Genomic DNA, 17,063 nt, shown 5'->3' with positions numbered 1-17,063 from the left:
TATGCTTCGTACACACAACTGCGGTGAACTCCGCATAGCCGATGCCGGAAAAACAGTAAGCCTTTGCGGCTGGGTTCAATATACACGTATGGCCGGAGGCGTGGCCTTTGTGGTGCTGCGCGACCGTTACGGCCTTACACAGCTTACGTTTAACATGGCTGTAAACGAAGCCTTGTTTAAGCAGGCCTCCGAACTGGGCCGCGAGTTTGTAGTACGCGCCACCGGCACCGTGCGCGAGCGCGAAGCCAAAAACCCCAACATGCCCACCGGCGATATTGAAATTATCGTATCGGAACTTACCGTGCTCAACAGCGCAAAAACTCCGCCGTTTACCATTGAAGACGAAACCGACGGCGGCGACGAACTGCGCATGAAATACCGCTACCTCGATTTGCGCCGCAACCCCGTGCGCGAAAGCCTCCTGCTGCGTCACCGCGTGGCACAGGCCACACGCGCCTACCTCAACAACCAGCAGTTTATTGAGGTGGAAACACCGGTGCTCATCAAATCCACTCCCGAAGGTGCGCGCGATTTTGTAGTGCCCTCGCGCATGAACCCCGGCCAGTTTTACGCACTGCCGCAAAGCCCGCAAACCTTCAAACAACTGCTCATGGTGGCCGGCTTCGACCGCTACTACCAGATTGTAAAATGCTTCCGCGACGAAGACCTGCGCGCCGACCGCCAGCCGGAGTTTACACAGATTGACTGTGAAATGAGCTTTGTGGAACGCGCCGACATTCTGAACATGTTTGAAGGACTTGTGCGCTTCCTTTTCCGCGAAGTAAAAGGCATAGACATTGGCGAACTGCCGCACATGAGCTACGCCGATGCCATGAAATACTACGGCAGCGATAAACCCGACACACGTTTCGGAATGCGCTTTGTGGAACTGAACGACGTGGTAAAAGGCAAAGGCTTCCCCGTGTTCGACAATGCCGAACTCGTGGCGGGCATTTGCGCCACCGGCGCCGCTTCGTTTACACGCAAGCAGATTGACGAGCTTACCGAGTTTGTGAAACGTCCGCAGGTGGGCGCAAGCGGCCTGGTGTATGCACGTGTAAACGACGACGGCACCATCAAATCATCGGTGGATAAATTTTACAGCGAAGACGAACTGAAGAAATGGGCCGCTGCATTCGATGCCAGGCCCGGCGATTTGCTGCTGCTGCTGGCCGGCAATACCGATAAAACCCGCAAAGCGCTGAACGAGCTGCGTCTGGAAATGGGCACACGCCTCGGCCTGCGCGATAAGAATACGTTCTCCTGCCTGTGGGTAATTGATTTCCCGCTGCTGGAGTACAACGAAGACGAAGGCCGCTGGTTTGCCATGCACCACCCGTTTACCGCGCCCTGGCCCGAAGACCTTGCCAAACTCGATACCGATCCCGGTGCAGTACGCGCCAACGCTTACGACATGGTGATAAACGGCGTGGAAGTGGGCGGCGGCTCCATCCGCATTTTCGACCGCGATTTGCAGGCGCGCATGTTTGGCGTACTCGGCTTTACGCCCGAAGAAGCGCAGGCCCAGTTTGGCTTTCTGATGAATGCGTTTGAGTTTGGCGCACCTCCGCACGGCGGCATTGCCTTTGGCTTTGACCGTCTCTGCTCACTCTTCGGCGGTGCCGATTCTATTCGCGATTTCATTGCTTTCCCGAAAAACAATGCCGGCCGCGATGTCATGATCGATTCGCCGTCGGTTATTGATGCGAAACAGTTGAAAGAACTCAGCATCAACACTACCGTATAACCATGCGCAAACTCCTGCTCACCGCACTGATTGGCTGTTTTGCATCTTTGCTCGGTGCGCAGGAGGCAGATACTTCGCGGATTGGCATTTATCGTTTGCTCGCTTTGCAGCCCGGAGATTCATTGATGGATTACCATTCCTTCGGTGTGGGCTTTTCCAATAGCGATTCTTCCTTGATTTTCTTTTTCGTGCGAACTGCACCCGATGCCAACCGGAATCAGATTACATTGGTTTACCCGGCGGTTAGTGCTTACGATGGATATAAAGCAGTTCTTCATCCTGATACATTGCATATCTCATCATCGTGCTTTGCCCCGGCTCAGATTGATACGGTTTGGCTGGAAAATGCGGATGAAGACAGGGAAGATGAGTTATGTGTATTGTTCTCCGTTTACCCATACTGCGACCTATATCGTCCCAAGCAGCATCTTGTAGTTTACGACAATTGTTATACCGCTAACAATCAGCATACCGTCATTCTTAACGGGTTTATTAAACGTGGCGCACTCAATGAGTTGAAACACCTGAGCACCACATTTCCCGGAATGAATATGCACAAGTCACCATACACTCAATTCAACAACATACTCAGCCGGCATTTTGCAAAACCACATGCCGCATTGCCCCCGGTAATGCGCAATGACCTGAACTACCTCTACGATTCAATTGGCGTGCAGGGTTGCTTTGTACTATACGACCCGCAGTTGCAGCAATACACGTATGTAAATCAGTCAATGGCCACGTGGCAAGTCACTCCGGCTTCCACTTTCAAAATCTGCAATACACTTATTGGTCTCGAAACAGGTGTATTGAAAGATGAACAGCAGGTATTTGAATGGAATGGCAAAAAGCACCAGAACCCCAACTGGAATAAAACTCAAAATCTGCAGGAAGCCTACAAAAACTCAACCGTGTGGTATTATCAGGAACTGGCGCGGCGTGTGGGTGCAGCACGAATGAAGATGTGGCTCGATTCGTGCGGCTACGGAAACGCAGATACCACCGGAGGCATAACACAATTCTGGCTCACCGGAAAATTGCGGATCAGTGCCGGACAACAGATCGAATTTTTAAAACTCCTGCACGACAATAAGCTCCCGTTTTCGGAACAAACAATGGGTACCACAAAGAAAATAATGATTAATGAAGCGAACGGCCAATTTACCATGTACGGCAAAACCGGCTGGGGCTATACCGATTCGCTGCTCATGACCGGCTGGTATGTGGGTTATGTGGAAGTGGGCAGCAAAGTATATTACTTCGCCAACCTGCTCACCACCTCAACTGATTACAACAATCCGCATTTCGGTAATGCCCGTAAGGCACTGGCCTATCGCATGCTGCGTGAAATGCAGGTGATTCCTTCATCCACCAATTAACGCCCTTTCATCAATCCATACCAAACACTGACTACTGTCAGTGTTCAATATTTAGACATTTATCTAAATATCGAATTTCATTGTAAATTTGTTTCGTGAATACATTATTTAAAGCCTTAGGCGATGAAACCCGACGTGAAATTTTGGCGATGTTGCGCGAGCGCGACATGACCGCAGGAGAAATAGCCGATGCGTTTCACATCAGCAAACCAAGCATATCGCATCATCTTGATTTGCTCAGGCAGGCTGGTTTGGTTACCTCGGAACGCAACGGGCAGTTTATCCTTTACACGCTCAACACCACGGTGCTTGATGAAGCACTGAGCTGGGTAATGAGCCTGAAAACGAAAAATGATAACCCTAAAAAGAAAAAACAATGAAAACGATCTTTACAAAGCCTTTCGAACTTGTGCTTCTTGCACTTTCGCTGGCGCCGCTCATTTTTATGGCTGTAACCTGGGGCAGCTACCCCGAAAAAGTACCTGTGCACTGGGGCCCCGACGGGCAGGTTGACAGAATGGGCAGCCCCGCCACGTTTTGGGTATTTGCATGTATCGGGCTGGCTGCCTATCCGCTGCTGCTGCTCATCCCCAAAATCGATCCCAAGCGCAAACAGCTGGCGGCAGACGATAAAGGCTTCGGCTCGCTGCGGCTTGTGCTTCATCTCTTCTTTGCCGCACTGCCCGTTGTGGCCGCTTTAGCCGCGCTGGGCACAGTTACCGATATTCCGCGCATCATTACCATCATGGTACTGCTGCTGTTTCTCGGCCTGGGTAATTACATGACGGTGGTAAAGCCCAACTACTTTGCCGGCATCCGCACCCCGTGGACACTCAGCAACGATGAGGTGTGGCGCAAAACACACCGTCTTGGCGGCCGTGTGTGGGTAATTATGGCACTAATCATGCTGCCGCTTGTGTTTCTGCTACCGGCCGAAGCCATGTTTATCACCTTCATTTCCGGAATTTTACTCAGCACGGCAGGGGTAGTGGTTTACTCTTATCTGCTTTGGAAAAAACTCAGCAAAACACCTACACAGCAGTAAACACTGCCATAAAAAAAGCGCATCACCCTTTGCGGATGATGCGCTTTTGCACTTATTGGAGAGTGGTTCAGCTTACAAAATAAGCATGGCATCGCCGTAGCTGAGGAAGCGGTATTTTTCCTTCACAGCTTCCTTGTATGCCTTCATAATCAGATCATAGCCGCCAAACGCAGTTACCATCATCAGCAGCGTCGATTCGGGCGCGTGGAAGTTGGTAATCATGCAGTTGGGAATCTGAAAATCATACGGCGGAAAAATAAAGCGGTTGGTCCAGCCGATGTAGGGCTTCAGCAAACCTTCGGTAGAAACGGAGGTTTCTATGGCACGCACGCAGGTGGTGCCTACGGCGCACACGCGCTTTTTACGGATTTTAGCGGCATTCACCACATCGGCACACGACTGGGGAATTTCTACCTGCTCCGATTCCATTTTGTGTTTGGTAAGGTCTTCCACCTCCACCGGGCGGAAACTGCCCAGCCCCACGTGCAGGGTAAGCATGCCAAAGCCAACGCCTTTGAGTTCGAGGCGCTTAAGCAACTCGCGGCTAAAGTGCAAACCGGCTGTGGGGGCCGCTACTGCACCTTCTACGCGGGCATACACGGTTTGGTAACGCTCGGCATCATCGGCCTGCAGCGGACGGCGTATGTATTTCGGAATGGGTGTGTTGCCCAGCTCCTCAATGGTTTTCTTAAATTCCTCGTAAGGCCCGTCGAACAGGAAACGCAGTGTGCGGCCGCGTGAGGTGGTGTTGTCAATTACTTCAGCCACCAGCGAATCGTTTTCGCCAAAATAAAGCTTGTTGCCGATACGGATTTTACGGGCCGGATCAACCAGCACATCCCACAAACGGCTTTCGCGGTTAAGCTCACGCAGCAGAAAAACCTCGATTTTTGCCCCGGTTTTTTCCTTATTGCCATACAAACGGGCCGGAAACACCTTGGTATCATTCAAAATCATGGCATCGCCGTCTTCAAAGTAGTCGAGAATGTCTTTAAAAAGCTTATGCTCGATTGTACCTGTTTTGCGGTCAATCACCATCAGCCGCGACTCATCGCGGTTTTTTGCCGGATAATCGGCAACAAGTTCGCGGGGCAGCGTGAATTTGAACTGTGATAGTTTCATAGTGCGTGTGGGGAGTCGTACTGCTACGGGCCGGTAAACCGGCTATCTCGCCTGGTTGTTTAGTGATACATGGTTCCAGTACACTACAAAAGGAGTTTTGCCATCACCCAGAGTAAAATGCCTGAAAATCGGGCGCAAATATATCCCCCAACATACCCCGTTGTCAAGAGGTTACGCCATTTTTTTCAAAATATGAAGGGAATGTTGGGTGTTTGTAAACGTTTTCAGGGATAAAAATTTCTCTAAATGAACTTAATTGAAGGATAAACGCAGGTTTAGATGCGATAAGACCGGGAATTAATTTTTTCGTATTCCCCTGAGCTAATGTAAAATTAACGGTTGTCAGCCGCATGATCAGGTATCCGTGGAAACATCCTGCCCTGCTCACGGTTAATTCACCAAAAATCAAACAGTTAACTGCTTTTTGCAACTGGAAACAGGTTTAATCCGACCGAAAACTGAAAATCCGTTAGCGGTAAGAAATTTCGACGCTTTTTTTGAAACCAATCCATATTTGTGCGTTATTAGATCATCTCCCCCAAAATAAACCGCTTTTTATGCCTTTACATGTTTTCCTTAGACAAGGATTAATGGTTCTGCTTTTACTTTTTTTCAATTTGACATGGGGGCAAACAGCGCCAAAACCAAAAAACTACAGTTGCATTACGGCTCACTTCAACACCACACAATGGCTGGGTATGCACAACCGTGCTATTGACAGCACCGGCATTCTTACGCAGAACAAACAATATCACGCACTCTCCATTGCCATTTGGGGAATTATGAATTATCACGAATACCAGGCCACGGCAAACAAAGACGCCCGTGCACAGGTAATTAATCAGTATCGCTATTTCTGCGATACGGCTTTAGTGGAAATAAGTAAAGACAGAAAATACATGGGGCTGCCATACCGTTTCAAGTTTCACGACTTAAATGCACCCTGGTATTCGGGAATGACGCAGGGCGTGGCGCTTTCCTTTCTGTATCGCTACTATGATCTTACCAAAGACAAAACCGCACTGGTAAAAATGCAGCAGGTTGCACAGTTTATGCTCCGCACGCAGGACAATAAAGGAACAATTGGCAAAACACCCGAAGGTTATTTGTGGATTGAAGAATACCCGAATTCAAAAAAATCGCCACAGGTGCTGAATGGTTTTATTAACGGACTCATCGGCCTTGCTGAATATCTTGAAGTATTTCCGGGCGATACGGCTGCGCGGCGGGTGCATAATGCGGCCTATCAGTCGTTGCTGAACACCCTGCACAAGTACGATACACCCACATGGACAAACTATAACCGGACAAACAGCGGCGTGACGAATGAATATATGAGGTATCAGCTTACGCAGATGGAGCATTTACTGTACTACTACGGCGACTCTGCATTTTACCGGCAAATGATGATCTGGTCGCCAATGGCAGTCAATAAATTCGACACGAGAACCCAATTCTACAAAGCGCCCCGGTATCAGTTTGCTATTGCCCTCGACTCCTCTAAAACCATCGGCGGGCTGCAAACCAGCAAATTATTTGAAGACAGTCTTAAAGCCATACCGGGCGGCATCCAGCTGCGTAAAAAGCATTATGCCGCATCAGATTCGCTGTCGTGCAGGCTACGTGCAGGTGCCACCCACCAGATAAGCTGGCAAAACGAGGTGCGTTTTATCCGCCTCGGTTTCGACACGCTTTTTGCCGAACTGCCTGAAATTTGGGTACGTAAAGGCACCGGTTCATGGAAGCGTGCTGCTGTGCAATCGCAAAACGGCACACTCTGGGTGCAGGCCGCCACACCGTTTACTGCAATCCGTTTTCATTCGGGCAAACGCCGTTACCAGCTGCGCCACATCACCAGCCTTCCACACAATTATGCCATTCCTAAGTTTCTGTTTTACAAATTCAGGGGCAGGCATTACCTCAGTGCCGGCCAGTTATATCAGCTAAGCGCACAAACCCGGCAAATTGTTCAGGCCAACGTATTTTACCGTTATGCCGATAAGCCCGAACAGCTTGCCAAGCAGATCTGGAAACAGGAACAGTGTGTGCAGCTAAACGGCACGTTTGTTCCTCCGGCCGAAGGGTATTATGAATTTTATATCTGTTTCCCTTACTATTTCCCGGCTCCGGAGGTGAAGAATTTTGATGTGCTCAAAATTTAAGGTTACGCAGTATCTCCGTCCACATTCAGGCTTTTTTCCATTTCCTCCATCAGTTCCATAAACTGCGCTGTAGTAATGGCGTCTTTCACGTCAAACTCGCCTATTTTGGTTCGGCGCAGGGCGCTCAGGTGCCCGCCGGCGCCCAACGCCTGCCCGAAATCGCGTGCCAGTGAGCGTATGTAGGTGCCCTTGCTGCAGGCCACTCTAAAATCAACTTCAATAAGTGCGTGGCCCTGCTCATCGGTAATGCGGCGTATGCCGGTAATGTCAAATGCCGGAATTTCCACCTCGCGCGGCGGCATGGTTGTTTCGCGGCCGCTGCGGGCGTGTTCGTAGGCCCGTTTGCCGTTTACACGAATAGCCGAAAATACCGGCGGCACCTGCGTTTGCTTTCCCATAAACTGCATGGCAGTGCGGTGCAGCAGCTCATCACTTATGTGTGCGGTTTCAAACCACGCATCCACCGGCTTTTCAAGATCGCAGCAGGGCGTGGTGGCTCCTACCACAATGGTGCCGGTATATTCTTTTTCCTGCGCCTGAAAGCTGTCGAGCCGCTTGGTGAATTTGCCTGTGCAAATAATCAGCAGCCCTGTAGCCAGCGGATCAAGCGTACCCGCATGCCCCACTTTGGCTTTTATTTTCAGCCTCCGCGTAATCTGATATTTCACGCGGTTCACCGCATCAAACGATGTCCAGGTAAGCGGCTTGTCAATAAGCAGCACCTCACCGGCCGCAAAATCATAGGTGCGCATCATGCTACGGTAAGCGGAAAAAAGAAGAAATGAATAACAAGCAGCACCAGCCCCAGCGCTATACGGTACCAGCCAAACACCGCAAAACCCCTTCGCGAAAGGAAACCGATAAAACCACGTATGGCCGCTATGGCTACTACAAACGCTACTACATTGCCCAGCAGCAGCATTTGTGTCTGATCGGGTGTAAAGCTGCCGCCCTCCTTCCAAAGCTTAAACAACTTGTAGGCCGTGGCCGCAAACATGGTGGGCACCGCCAGAAAAAACGAAAACTCGGCCGCCGCCCGCCGCGTTAGTCCCTGCGTTAACCCGCCAATAATGGTGGCCGCTGAGCGTGATACGCCCGGAATCATAGCCACCACCTGAAACAGGCCAATGAGCAATGCCGAGCGCGGTTTCACCTCATCGCTGCCCTGCGTTTCGTTTCGCGCAAACCATTTATCTATAAACAAAAACACCACGCCGCCCAGCACCAGTGTTACGGCTACCACAATTACATTTTCAAGCAGTGCATCAATGTAATCGTTCAGCAAAAAACCAAACACGGCGGCCGGCACAAACGCAATGGCCAGTTTCACATAAAAATTCACGCTTTGCAAAAAACGTTTCCAGTACAGCACCAGCACCGAAAGTATGGCACCAAGCTGTATGGCTACGGTAAACGTTTTCACAAACGGATCGGCCGCAATGCCCATAAACGACGAGGCAATAATCATGTGCCCGGTTGACGATACCGGCAGAAATTCAGTGAGCCCTTCAATAACGGCCAGTACAAGTGTTTCAGCTATACCCATCGGAAAAAGAAAAATGTTTCCCGGACTTTCGAGCGGAAAACATTTTGCATGGTTGAAAAAGCGTGTATGATTTGGTTAGGCCTGTGTTTTGCCTTTGTGCATAATGCCGTAAAGCACCACCACAAAACCCAGCAGCAGCACAATGGGCGATACCGTAATACGGCGTGTGCTGAACATTTCTTCGTTAAACACATTCGGATCGTCAGACCCGCCGCCTACCATAAGCAGATAGCCGATAATGAGCATCACCACACCACCAAGTATAATCAGGTAATTGGTGCGGCCAAAAGCCATTGTGGCAGGTTTCGCCTTCTCTGAAGAAGCAGCAGCAGCGGGGGCGTCTTTCTTTATGTTAATCTTAGCCATAACGCAAAGATAAGTATTGAGGCCAAAGTGGGAACGGTGCCCCGTGTTTTTATGACTTATTGGAGTTTTTGCCCCTGAATAGTTTGGAGCGAACCTGCGGGAAGCCTCAAAATACCGTCCGCTCCTGCTTTCCGCTCCAATCAACTAAAACAAAAAAATTAGTATTCACCTCTACGAGATCTTAAAGATCTCGTAGAGGTTAGCCACAGTTTTTGTTTTAGTTGATTTCCGCTGCAATCAGGGCTATACACCCAAATCGTCCGGTGCAATAAAAAACCAGCTTAGAGGCTGTTAGTTCCGGTAAAGCGCATCCGCACTTTGGCGCAGGTATTTGCGCACGGCCATTATGGTGCTTATCCACGTAATGCCTACACCCAGCAGCAGTTGCAGCAGCGCCAGCAGGGCCAGCGTTTGCACATCGCCCAGCTGCACCAGCTGCAAATCGCGGAAATTACGGTCAAGCGCCAGAATTACAACTGTGGTGGCCGCAATTGCCAGCAGCGCGCCCATTATGCCGTTTACCACACCGCGCCACACAAACGGACGGCGGATAAAACGCTGCGTGGCGCCCACCAGATCCATGGTGCGGATCAGGAACCGCTGTGAATAGATACTAAGCCGCACCGTAATAAATATTATCACCACTGCTATAAACAACAGCGCCGCACTCACCACCGTAGCCACCAGCCCTAATGAACCCATGCGGTTGTTCAGTTCGCCCACTAAGTCTTTCTGATAAACCACGTCTTTTATTCGCGCGTCGCTGCGCAGCTCCTGTTCAATAAATGTCAGACTGTCGGTATTGGCGTATGCAGCCTTGAGGTTGATTTCAATGGTGGGCTGCAGCGGATTTTCGCCCAACGTGGCAATAAAATCCTCGCCAAGTTCCTTTTTCATCATTTCAGCGGCCTCCTCGCGTGAGATGTACAGCGTACTTTTCCGCCACGGTGCCCGGTCAATCGTTTTCTGAAGGTTGATAATATCTGCCTCCCGCGCATCACGGTCAAGCAACACCATTACCGACACGTTTTCGCGCACATAATCAGAAACCGAGCGCGCTTTCAGCAGCATGGCGCCCAGCAGGCCCAGCATAATCAAAGCCAGTGTAATACTTATTACAATGGTGGCAGAAGCGGTGCGGAAACGGTTGCGGAACGAAAGTGAAGCCACTGGAAAAAGGTTTGCGGCGAAAATACAAACCTCACCCACCCGCTTTAGTCCGCACGCCCGAAAGTTTTACAAAAAACATCGTGAAAAACCCCTGAACGACCGCCCTATTCACGCTTTTGCATTATTTGCATACCAAAACCCGGTTTTCAAACCACCGGTTATAAACCCGGTTTGCACAACTTATTAACATCCCGGCTCAGATATTCACATCCTCTTGCTTTCACACGGGCAATGACCTTTCTTTGGGATGCTCACACATAAAAACAATTATTCAACGCAATGAAAAAGTTTTTTACACTGGCCCTGCTGCTCGCTTCCGGTCTGTTCATCACAGCCCGCGCCGAGTATGTATGGAAAACGGGCTATGTGGTGCTCAATTCGGGCGACACCGTGAAAGGTGAGGTGCGTTACAACACCAAGAAGGAAATTGATCTTTACTCAAAAGTACAGATCAAACTTTCCGAAACCGAAAAGAAATCCTACAACCCTGAAAAGGTTAAATCCTACGGCTACGAAGACGTAAAATTCCTTTCCCGCCGCATTGGTGGCGAAATGGCCTTCGTAAAAGTACTCGCCACAGGCCGCATCAACGTGTATGAATTTCAGTACGAATTGCAGCGCGGAAGTGAAATTGTGGTAGAGAAAGAATACTTTATTGAAAATACCGATAAGCAGGGCGAAGAACCCCAAAAACTCAAAACCGGTAAATTCAAAAAAATCGTAGCCGATCTCATGGCCGATCATACCGAACTGGTAGAACGCATTCAGGCCGAAGACAAAAAATACGAACTGACTGATTGCATCGAAATAGCCGAAGAATATAACGAGTGGGCTGCCTCCCAAAAAGGCAACTAACCCGAAGATTTCCCTTAGTAGTAGTTTCCGCCGACGACCCGGGTGCCTCCAAGCTCCGGGTCGTCTGGTTTTCAGTCAAGCCTGCGGCAAGGCAGGCTGCATCCGGTTTCCATCGTCGAAGACGATAGAAACCGGATGCATTGATTAAAAAAGTTTGCAACTTTTTTAAAACAAGCCCTCCAAAAATTTCCCAGGCAGCCTGCCGCAAGGCACAGACTTGCACAAACAATGCGGAAAGTTTCTCCGGCTTTGAAGGAAAAAACTTTCCGCAGCACACAAAAAAGCCCCCTAAATTTCCCCCGCACACTGGCAAACAACGCCCACTAACCTTACCTTCGCTTTCCTGTTGTTCCGAACACACACTACACCATGAAAAAACTTTTTCTGCTCGACGCATACGCCCTCATTTACCGCGCCTATTTCGCATTCAGCAACAGTCCCCGCATCAACTCAAAAGGCCTCAATACCTCCGCTGTATTCGGCTTTACCAATACCCTGCTCGATCTGCTCAAGAAAGAACAGCCCACACACATTGCCGTTGTGTTCGACACCGCCGCTCCCACGCAGCGCCATGTGGATTATGAACACTACAAAGCAAACCGCCAGGAAATGCCCGAAGACCTGCGCGTGGCCATCCCCTACATCTACCAGCTGCTCGACGCATTCAACATCGCCACACTCGAATCAGACGGCTACGAAGCCGATGACATCATTGGCACGCTCGCCAAAAAAGCCGAAGCCGAAGGCTACATCACCTTCATGATGACACCCGACAAAGACTACGGTCAGGTGGTTTCAGAAAACATTTTCATCTATAAGCCCGGTTACAAAGGCGGCCCGCCCGAAAAACTCGGCGTCAAGGAAGTATGCGCACGCTACGGCATTGAACGTACCGAACAAGTCATCGACATTCTCGGACTCATGGGCGACAGTGTGGATAACATACCCGGCATTCCGGGCGTGGGCGAAAAAACGGCCATTGCCCTTGTGCAGCAATTCGGCAGTGTCGAAAACCTGATTGCCAATAGCGACAAGCTCAAAGGCAAGCAAAAAGAAAAAGTAGAACAACATGCCGAGCAGGCTTTGTTCTCCAAAAAACTCGCCACCATTCTGCTCGATGCGCCGGTTGAACTGAACGAAGAACAACTCCGCTACCGCGAGCCCGACAAGGAAAAAATTCGCGCCGTATTTGGCGAGCTTGAGTTCCGCCGACTCATGCAAATTGTGCTTGGCGAAGAACCTGCCGCCGAAGAATTAAACACATCGGCCGCATCGCGCAAAACAAAACCGGGGCAGATAGACATTTTCGGCAACACCGGCGGCGACGAAAGCGATACACAAAGCAGTGAAGATACAGCCGCACCCGTTACGCACAAAACCATTGCCGATACGCCCCACACCTATCACCTGGCCGACACGCCCGAAAAACGTGCCGCACTCATTGCACAGCTTGCCCAGCTCCAAAGCTTCTGCTTCGATACCGAAACCACCGGACTTGACGCACACAATGTAGAAATTGTAGGCCTCTCGTTCAGCTGGGAAGCCGGCACGGGGTGGTATGTACCGGTTTCGGCCAATCAGGACGAAGCGAAAGCCTTGCTGGAAGAATTCCGCGCGCTGTTTGAAAGTGAAAGCATCGGCAAAACCGGACAAAACATAAAGTACGACCTCAGCGTGCTGCAACGCTACGGCATTGCCCTGCGCGGACAGTTGTTTGACACCATGATTGCGCACTACCTGCTGCAGCCCGATATGCGCCACAACATGGATGTGCTTGCCGAAACGTACCTCCACTATTCGCCGGTGAGCATTGAAACACTGATTGGCAAAAAAGGCAAAGACCAGAAAAGCATGCGCGATGTGCCGCTTGACGAGATAAAAGAATACGCTGCCGAAGATGCCGATGTAACGTTCCAGCTGCGCAAGGTATTTGAGCCTGAGCTAGCATCGTCAAACGTGCGCCCGCTTTTTGATACAGTGGAAATGCCGCTTGTGCCAGTGCTTGCCGCCATGGAGGCCGAAGGCATTACGCTTGATACGGCCACGCTGGCCAAACAATCGGCTGCGCTGGCCGAAGAAATTGCCACGCTCGACAAACACATTCAGGAACTGGCCGGCACACCGTTCAATATTTCGTCGCCAAAGCAGGTGGGCGATATTTTGTTTGAAGTGCTTGCCATTGGCGACAAGCCCAAGAAAACCCGCACCGGCCAGTACGCCACCAGCGAAGACATTTTGCAGAAGCTCGTGGGCAAGCATCCCATTGTGGAGCAGATTCTCAACTACCGCGAAATGGTGAAGCTGAAAAGCACCTATGTCGATTCACTTCCGCAAATGGTCAATCCGCGCACCGGCCGCGTACACACCAGCTACAACCAGGTAGTAGCCGCCACCGGCCGCCTCAGTTCCGACAATCCCAACTTACAAAACATTCCCATCCGCACCGCCCGCGGCCGCGAAGTACGCAAGGCTTTTGTACCGCGCGGCGAAGGCTGGACCCTGCTCTCGGCCGACTACTCACAAATTGAACTCCGCATTATTGCCGCGCTCAGCAAAGACCCCGGCATGACCGAAGCCTTCAACCACGGCCACGACATCCATACCGCCACTGCCGCGCGCGTATTTGGCGTGTCGCAGGAAGAAGTAACGCGCGAAATGCGCAGCAAGGCCAAAGCCGTAAACTTTGGTATTATTTACGGACAATCGGCCTTCGGACTTTCGCAAAGCCTCAACATTCCGCGCAAGGAAGCGCAGGAAATTATTTCGCAATACTTCATCCAGTACAGCGCCATTAAAGATTACATGGACACGCAAATGGAGTTTGCCCGCGAGCACGGCTACGTAGAAACCATCCTCGGCCGCCGCCGCTACCTCCGCGACATTAACTCGTCAAACGCCGTAGTACGCGGCTTCGCCGAGCGCAACGCCATAAACGCCCCCATACAAGGCTCCGCCGCCGACATGATTAAAGTGGCCATGATCAACGTACACAAAGAACTCAAAGCCATGAACGTGCGCACCCGCCTGCTGCTGCAAGTACACGACGAATTGGTGTTTGATGTGCCGCTGGATGAAGTGGAGCTGGTGAAACCGGTTATTGAAAACGCCATGAAAAACGCCGTGAAGCTGAGCGTGCCGGTGGAGGTGGGAATGGGAACGGGGGATAATTGGCTGGATGCGCATTGAGGTGTAATTAGCGTTAAGAGTACAAAAACCTATTTGATATGCAGTGATAACTAAGTGTTATCGCTGGGATAGGCTATTTTCATAAGTCGTTTTTAGGATATATTCTAAACCATTGATTTTTTGAGTTAAAAAGCAATGTAATTATTGCCTCAAGCTACAATTCAAAATTTTGTTTTTATGAAATCATTATGCTAATTTTCGACATTAGATAGATGCAAATAATTAATAATTAGCATATATGAATCCCAATCCCATTAATAATCTTGATCCTCTGGACAAAGAGTGTTACACTACATTAAAAAATGAGTTTATTCAGATATTCAACAGCTTCAGATTGCTTTTCCTCTATCAGATCGCAGGTTTTGTGGCATTAGTGTATTCAAGTTCGAAAACCGAAACCGTTCTTTCCTCTTTTCTTATTTGCCTTTTTATGATAATACTCACTTGGATTTGCAATAACATAGGCAAAATATGGGTTTCACAAGCCGTAAGACAAGTATCCTATACGTTTGTGGCATTTGAACTTCCCAGATATAAATATGCTCAGATTAATACCGAGGATAAAGATTATGAAAAAGAAACGCGGGGACTTTGGATACTTGCTAATCGGGTAGAAAAAAACACATCAGGAACAAATGCAATAAAAAAAGAGAAAAATGGACTTCGGATTCGCCCAATAAATCAAAAATCAGTGATTTCCACCTATGTGCCCGCATCAGAAATTAAACTGTTTTATCAAATACAAATTGTCTATATCTTTTTTTCAGGTATTATTTTTTATGCACAAAGCTGCTTGCTTTTTGATGAAGCAAAAGTCAACTCCGAAACAGTCGTCACCCTCGGATCTATATTTGGAATTATTTATCTGATTTCTCTCTATTACTTCTTGGTTCATTATCGGGACAATAAAAACATCATAAACGACGCAACAATGGAATGGATCAATTACTTTAACAACAAAAAGAACTATGACAAAAAATATACGAGAGAAAACTATAATATATAACTTATTTAAGTTACTTTTATAAGTCAGAGTTTGGCGAGGGGAAACTTGATTTTCAGTATGTATGTGACAAAAGAAGTGATTTTAAAATCAGTGGATTATACTACTATTTAAGTTAAGTATAGTTTGCCAGATTTTGAGCACATGAACTGACCCAGACGCAAAGTCTCAACTAGTTATTGCAAGTGTCTAACGAATTCATCAGGGCATAAAATGGCATCATTTGAAAAATATTTCATACAAACCAAGGGACAACCGGTTGATCTTGCTGGTGAGACTATTTATTTGTCGGACACCATTAGCCTTAAGCTTAATGAAGAAATTATAGTGATAATCGAAAGCACTAATTCGGAATTCATTCAGGGTATTGGCTTTACCGAAAATGTCTCAATATTTGGAGAGACTGTAAAAAAAGCAGTAGTGTTTGAACATTATTCTATTCCCCCAGAAGAAAGAAAGAAAAAGAAGTCGAAGCTTCCTTTTACTTTTACAGTCAAATGTAAAAATAAGAAGGGATACATAAGGTTTTACAACATGGCTCTAATCAACGGAACGCAACACATGGGTCATAATGGTTTCGCAATGAAAAAAGAAAAAACCGAGACGGGCTGGCGATATAAATGCAATGACGTAAAACCCAACGACGACTTTACAGATCTAATATTTACAATAAGCAGACACGCAAGTATAGCGTAACTTTATGCCGCCACCTCGCATTTGACAGCGCCTAGTTAAAAATGCTAATGAGCGGGGCTATCTCATCCTCTTCTTCGCAAATCCGAAGTTAGTTTTGCGATATTATCACTACTGACAACCGTCACTAAGACAATAGCTAATGAACGATCTTGACTATCTTACAAATCAACTAAATCAATTAGTTGGTTTTCTTGAAGTTTCAGATGAACAAGTTTACCAACGAATAAAGCATCACTACCGTTTTAATATAAGAATGACTATTGAACAGCTTTATGGAAACAATTTTGATAATTACAAAAATCATATAACAAAATCTGCTCTTCTTTTAGGCTTAGTTCATTTTGAGGGCTTCTTGACTTTGAGGACTTCTTGACTAAAAGTATTGTAAAACTATTAGTTACAAACCCAGACAAAAACGATTTTAAAGTAACTCTCAGAACAATAAAAGAAAAGGGCGACAATTTAATTTTATCACTCGCCGAGAAACAGTCAAGGCACTTGACTTTAGCGGAAAAAATTAAATTTATCGAAAAGAATCTTCAAGGAATTTCGGCATAATTGTTTACTGAAGTAAAGTTTGTAAACGACATTCGCAACTGTTTAAGGCATCACAATGGTTTGGCAGACAAAAGACTTATTCCAAAATATCAATACGGGCAAAATATTTTTCTTAATTCTGTTGAGGTAAATGGTTATGGGCTACAAGCAAGGCAATTGGCAAGAGAAATTTGGAGCAAAATATAACATCGCATAACATTGTATTGGCATTATGGCGGCTGACGAATA

15 protein-coding genes are annotated in these 17,063 nt (G+C 48.2%); 9 read left to right on the top strand and 6 right to left on the bottom strand.

Annotation, left to right across the window (positions count from 1 at the left end; all coding sequences use genetic code 11):
• The first annotated feature begins 1 nt into the window (after position 1).
• The 4 genes from aspS to IM638_00920 all read left to right on the top strand — a co-directional run bounded on the left by aspS (position 2) and on the right by IM638_00920 (position 4,171).
• Positions 2-1,747, top strand: coding sequence for an aspartate--tRNA ligase (gene aspS / locus IM638_00935; GenBank protein ID MCA6361577.1), 1,746 nt, complete (start codon positions 2-4; stop codon positions 1,745-1,747).
• Positions 1,748-1,749: 2 nt separating this feature from the next.
• On the top strand, positions 1,750-3,126 hold the full coding sequence (locus IM638_00930) for a class D beta-lactamase (protein MCA6361576.1): 1,377 nt from the start codon (positions 1,750-1,752) through the stop codon (positions 3,124-3,126).
• Positions 3,127-3,221: 95 nt separating this feature from the next.
• Positions 3,222-3,506 (top strand): winged helix-turn-helix transcriptional regulator, encoded by a 285-nt coding sequence (locus tag IM638_00925; GenBank protein ID MCA6361575.1) that lies wholly within the window; start codon positions 3,222-3,224, stop codon positions 3,504-3,506.
• Positions 3,503-4,171: an SdpI family protein gene (locus tag IM638_00920; GenBank protein MCA6361574.1), complete on the top strand. Its 669-nt coding sequence runs from the start codon at positions 3,503-3,505 to the stop codon at positions 4,169-4,171. Before IM638_00925 ends, IM638_00920 begins: the two co-directional genes overlap by 4 nt.
• Before the next feature lie 72 nt (positions 4,172-4,243).
• Here IM638_00920 and queA read toward each other — a convergent pair whose 3' ends face one another.
• Both queA and IM638_00910 read right to left on the bottom strand, forming a co-directional pair.
• Positions 4,244-5,293 (bottom strand): tRNA preQ1(34) S-adenosylmethionine ribosyltransferase-isomerase QueA, encoded by a 1,050-nt coding sequence (queA, locus tag IM638_00915; GenBank protein MCA6361573.1) that lies wholly within the window; start codon positions 5,291-5,293, stop codon positions 4,244-4,246.
• 163 nt (positions 5,294-5,456) lie between these two features.
• Entirely contained in the window at positions 5,457-5,723 is a 267-nt protein-coding gene (locus tag IM638_00910) for a hypothetical protein (protein ID MCA6361572.1), read from the bottom strand.
• A 160-nt stretch (positions 5,724-5,883) separates the two neighbouring features.
• Between IM638_00910 and IM638_00905 the strand changes: the two genes are divergently transcribed.
• A complete protein-coding gene (locus IM638_00905; GenBank protein MCA6361571.1) occupies positions 5,884-7,455 on the top strand; it encodes a hypothetical protein in 1,572 nt (523 codons plus the stop codon).
• Positions 7,456-7,457: 2 nt separating this feature from the next.
• On the opposite strand, the gene truB is transcribed toward IM638_00905, so the two are convergent.
• The 4 genes from truB to IM638_00885 all read right to left on the bottom strand — a co-directional run bounded on the left by truB (position 7,458) and on the right by IM638_00885 (position 10,537).
• Entirely contained in the window at positions 7,458-8,207 is a 750-nt protein-coding gene (truB, locus tag IM638_00900; GenBank protein ID MCA6361570.1) for a tRNA pseudouridine(55) synthase TruB, read from the bottom strand.
• Positions 8,207-9,001 carry an undecaprenyl-diphosphate phosphatase gene (locus IM638_00895; GenBank protein ID MCA6361569.1) on the bottom strand — a complete coding sequence of 265 codons (795 nt, stop codon included), beginning with the start codon at positions 8,999-9,001 and terminating at the stop codon, positions 8,207-8,209. Before IM638_00895 ends, truB begins: the two co-directional genes overlap by 1 nt.
• A gap of 75 nt (positions 9,002-9,076) precedes the next feature.
• Entirely contained in the window at positions 9,077-9,295 is a 219-nt protein-coding gene (locus IM638_00890) for a DUF3098 domain-containing protein (GenBank protein MCA6361568.1), read from the bottom strand.
• A gap of 363 nt (positions 9,296-9,658) precedes the next feature.
• A complete protein-coding gene (locus IM638_00885; protein MCA6361567.1) occupies positions 9,659-10,537 on the bottom strand; it encodes a hypothetical protein in 879 nt (292 codons plus the stop codon).
• Between the two features lie 279 nt (positions 10,538-10,816).
• On the opposite strand from IM638_00885, the gene IM638_00880 reads away from it, so the two are divergent.
• The 4 genes from IM638_00880 (at position 10,817) to IM638_00865 (ending at position 16,277) form a co-directional block, all read left to right on the top strand.
• Entirely contained in the window at positions 10,817-11,392 is a 576-nt protein-coding gene (locus IM638_00880; protein ID MCA6361566.1) for a hypothetical protein, read from the top strand.
• 369 nt (positions 11,393-11,761) lie between these two features.
• Positions 11,762-14,578 carry a DNA polymerase I gene (gene polA / locus IM638_00875; protein MCA6361565.1) on the top strand — a complete coding sequence of 939 codons (2,817 nt, stop codon included), beginning with the start codon at positions 11,762-11,764 and terminating at the stop codon, positions 14,576-14,578.
• 238 nt (positions 14,579-14,816) lie between these two features.
• Positions 14,817-15,584 (top strand): hypothetical protein, encoded by a 768-nt coding sequence (locus IM638_00870; GenBank protein ID MCA6361564.1) that lies wholly within the window; start codon positions 14,817-14,819, stop codon positions 15,582-15,584.
• 210 nt (positions 15,585-15,794) lie between these two features.
• Positions 15,795-16,277: a hypothetical protein gene (locus IM638_00865; protein ID MCA6361563.1), complete on the top strand. Its 483-nt coding sequence runs from the start codon at positions 15,795-15,797 to the stop codon at positions 16,275-16,277.
• The last annotated feature ends 786 nt before the right edge of the window (positions 16,278-17,063 follow it).

The sequence above is a fragment of the Bacteroidota bacterium genome (assembly GCA_020402865.1).
In the GTDB taxonomy this organism is placed as follows: Bacteria; Bacteroidota; Bacteroidia; order Palsa-965; family Palsa-965.
Note: the sequence above shows the minus strand (reverse complement) of the source record. Positions and strands in the feature narration are given on the sequence as shown.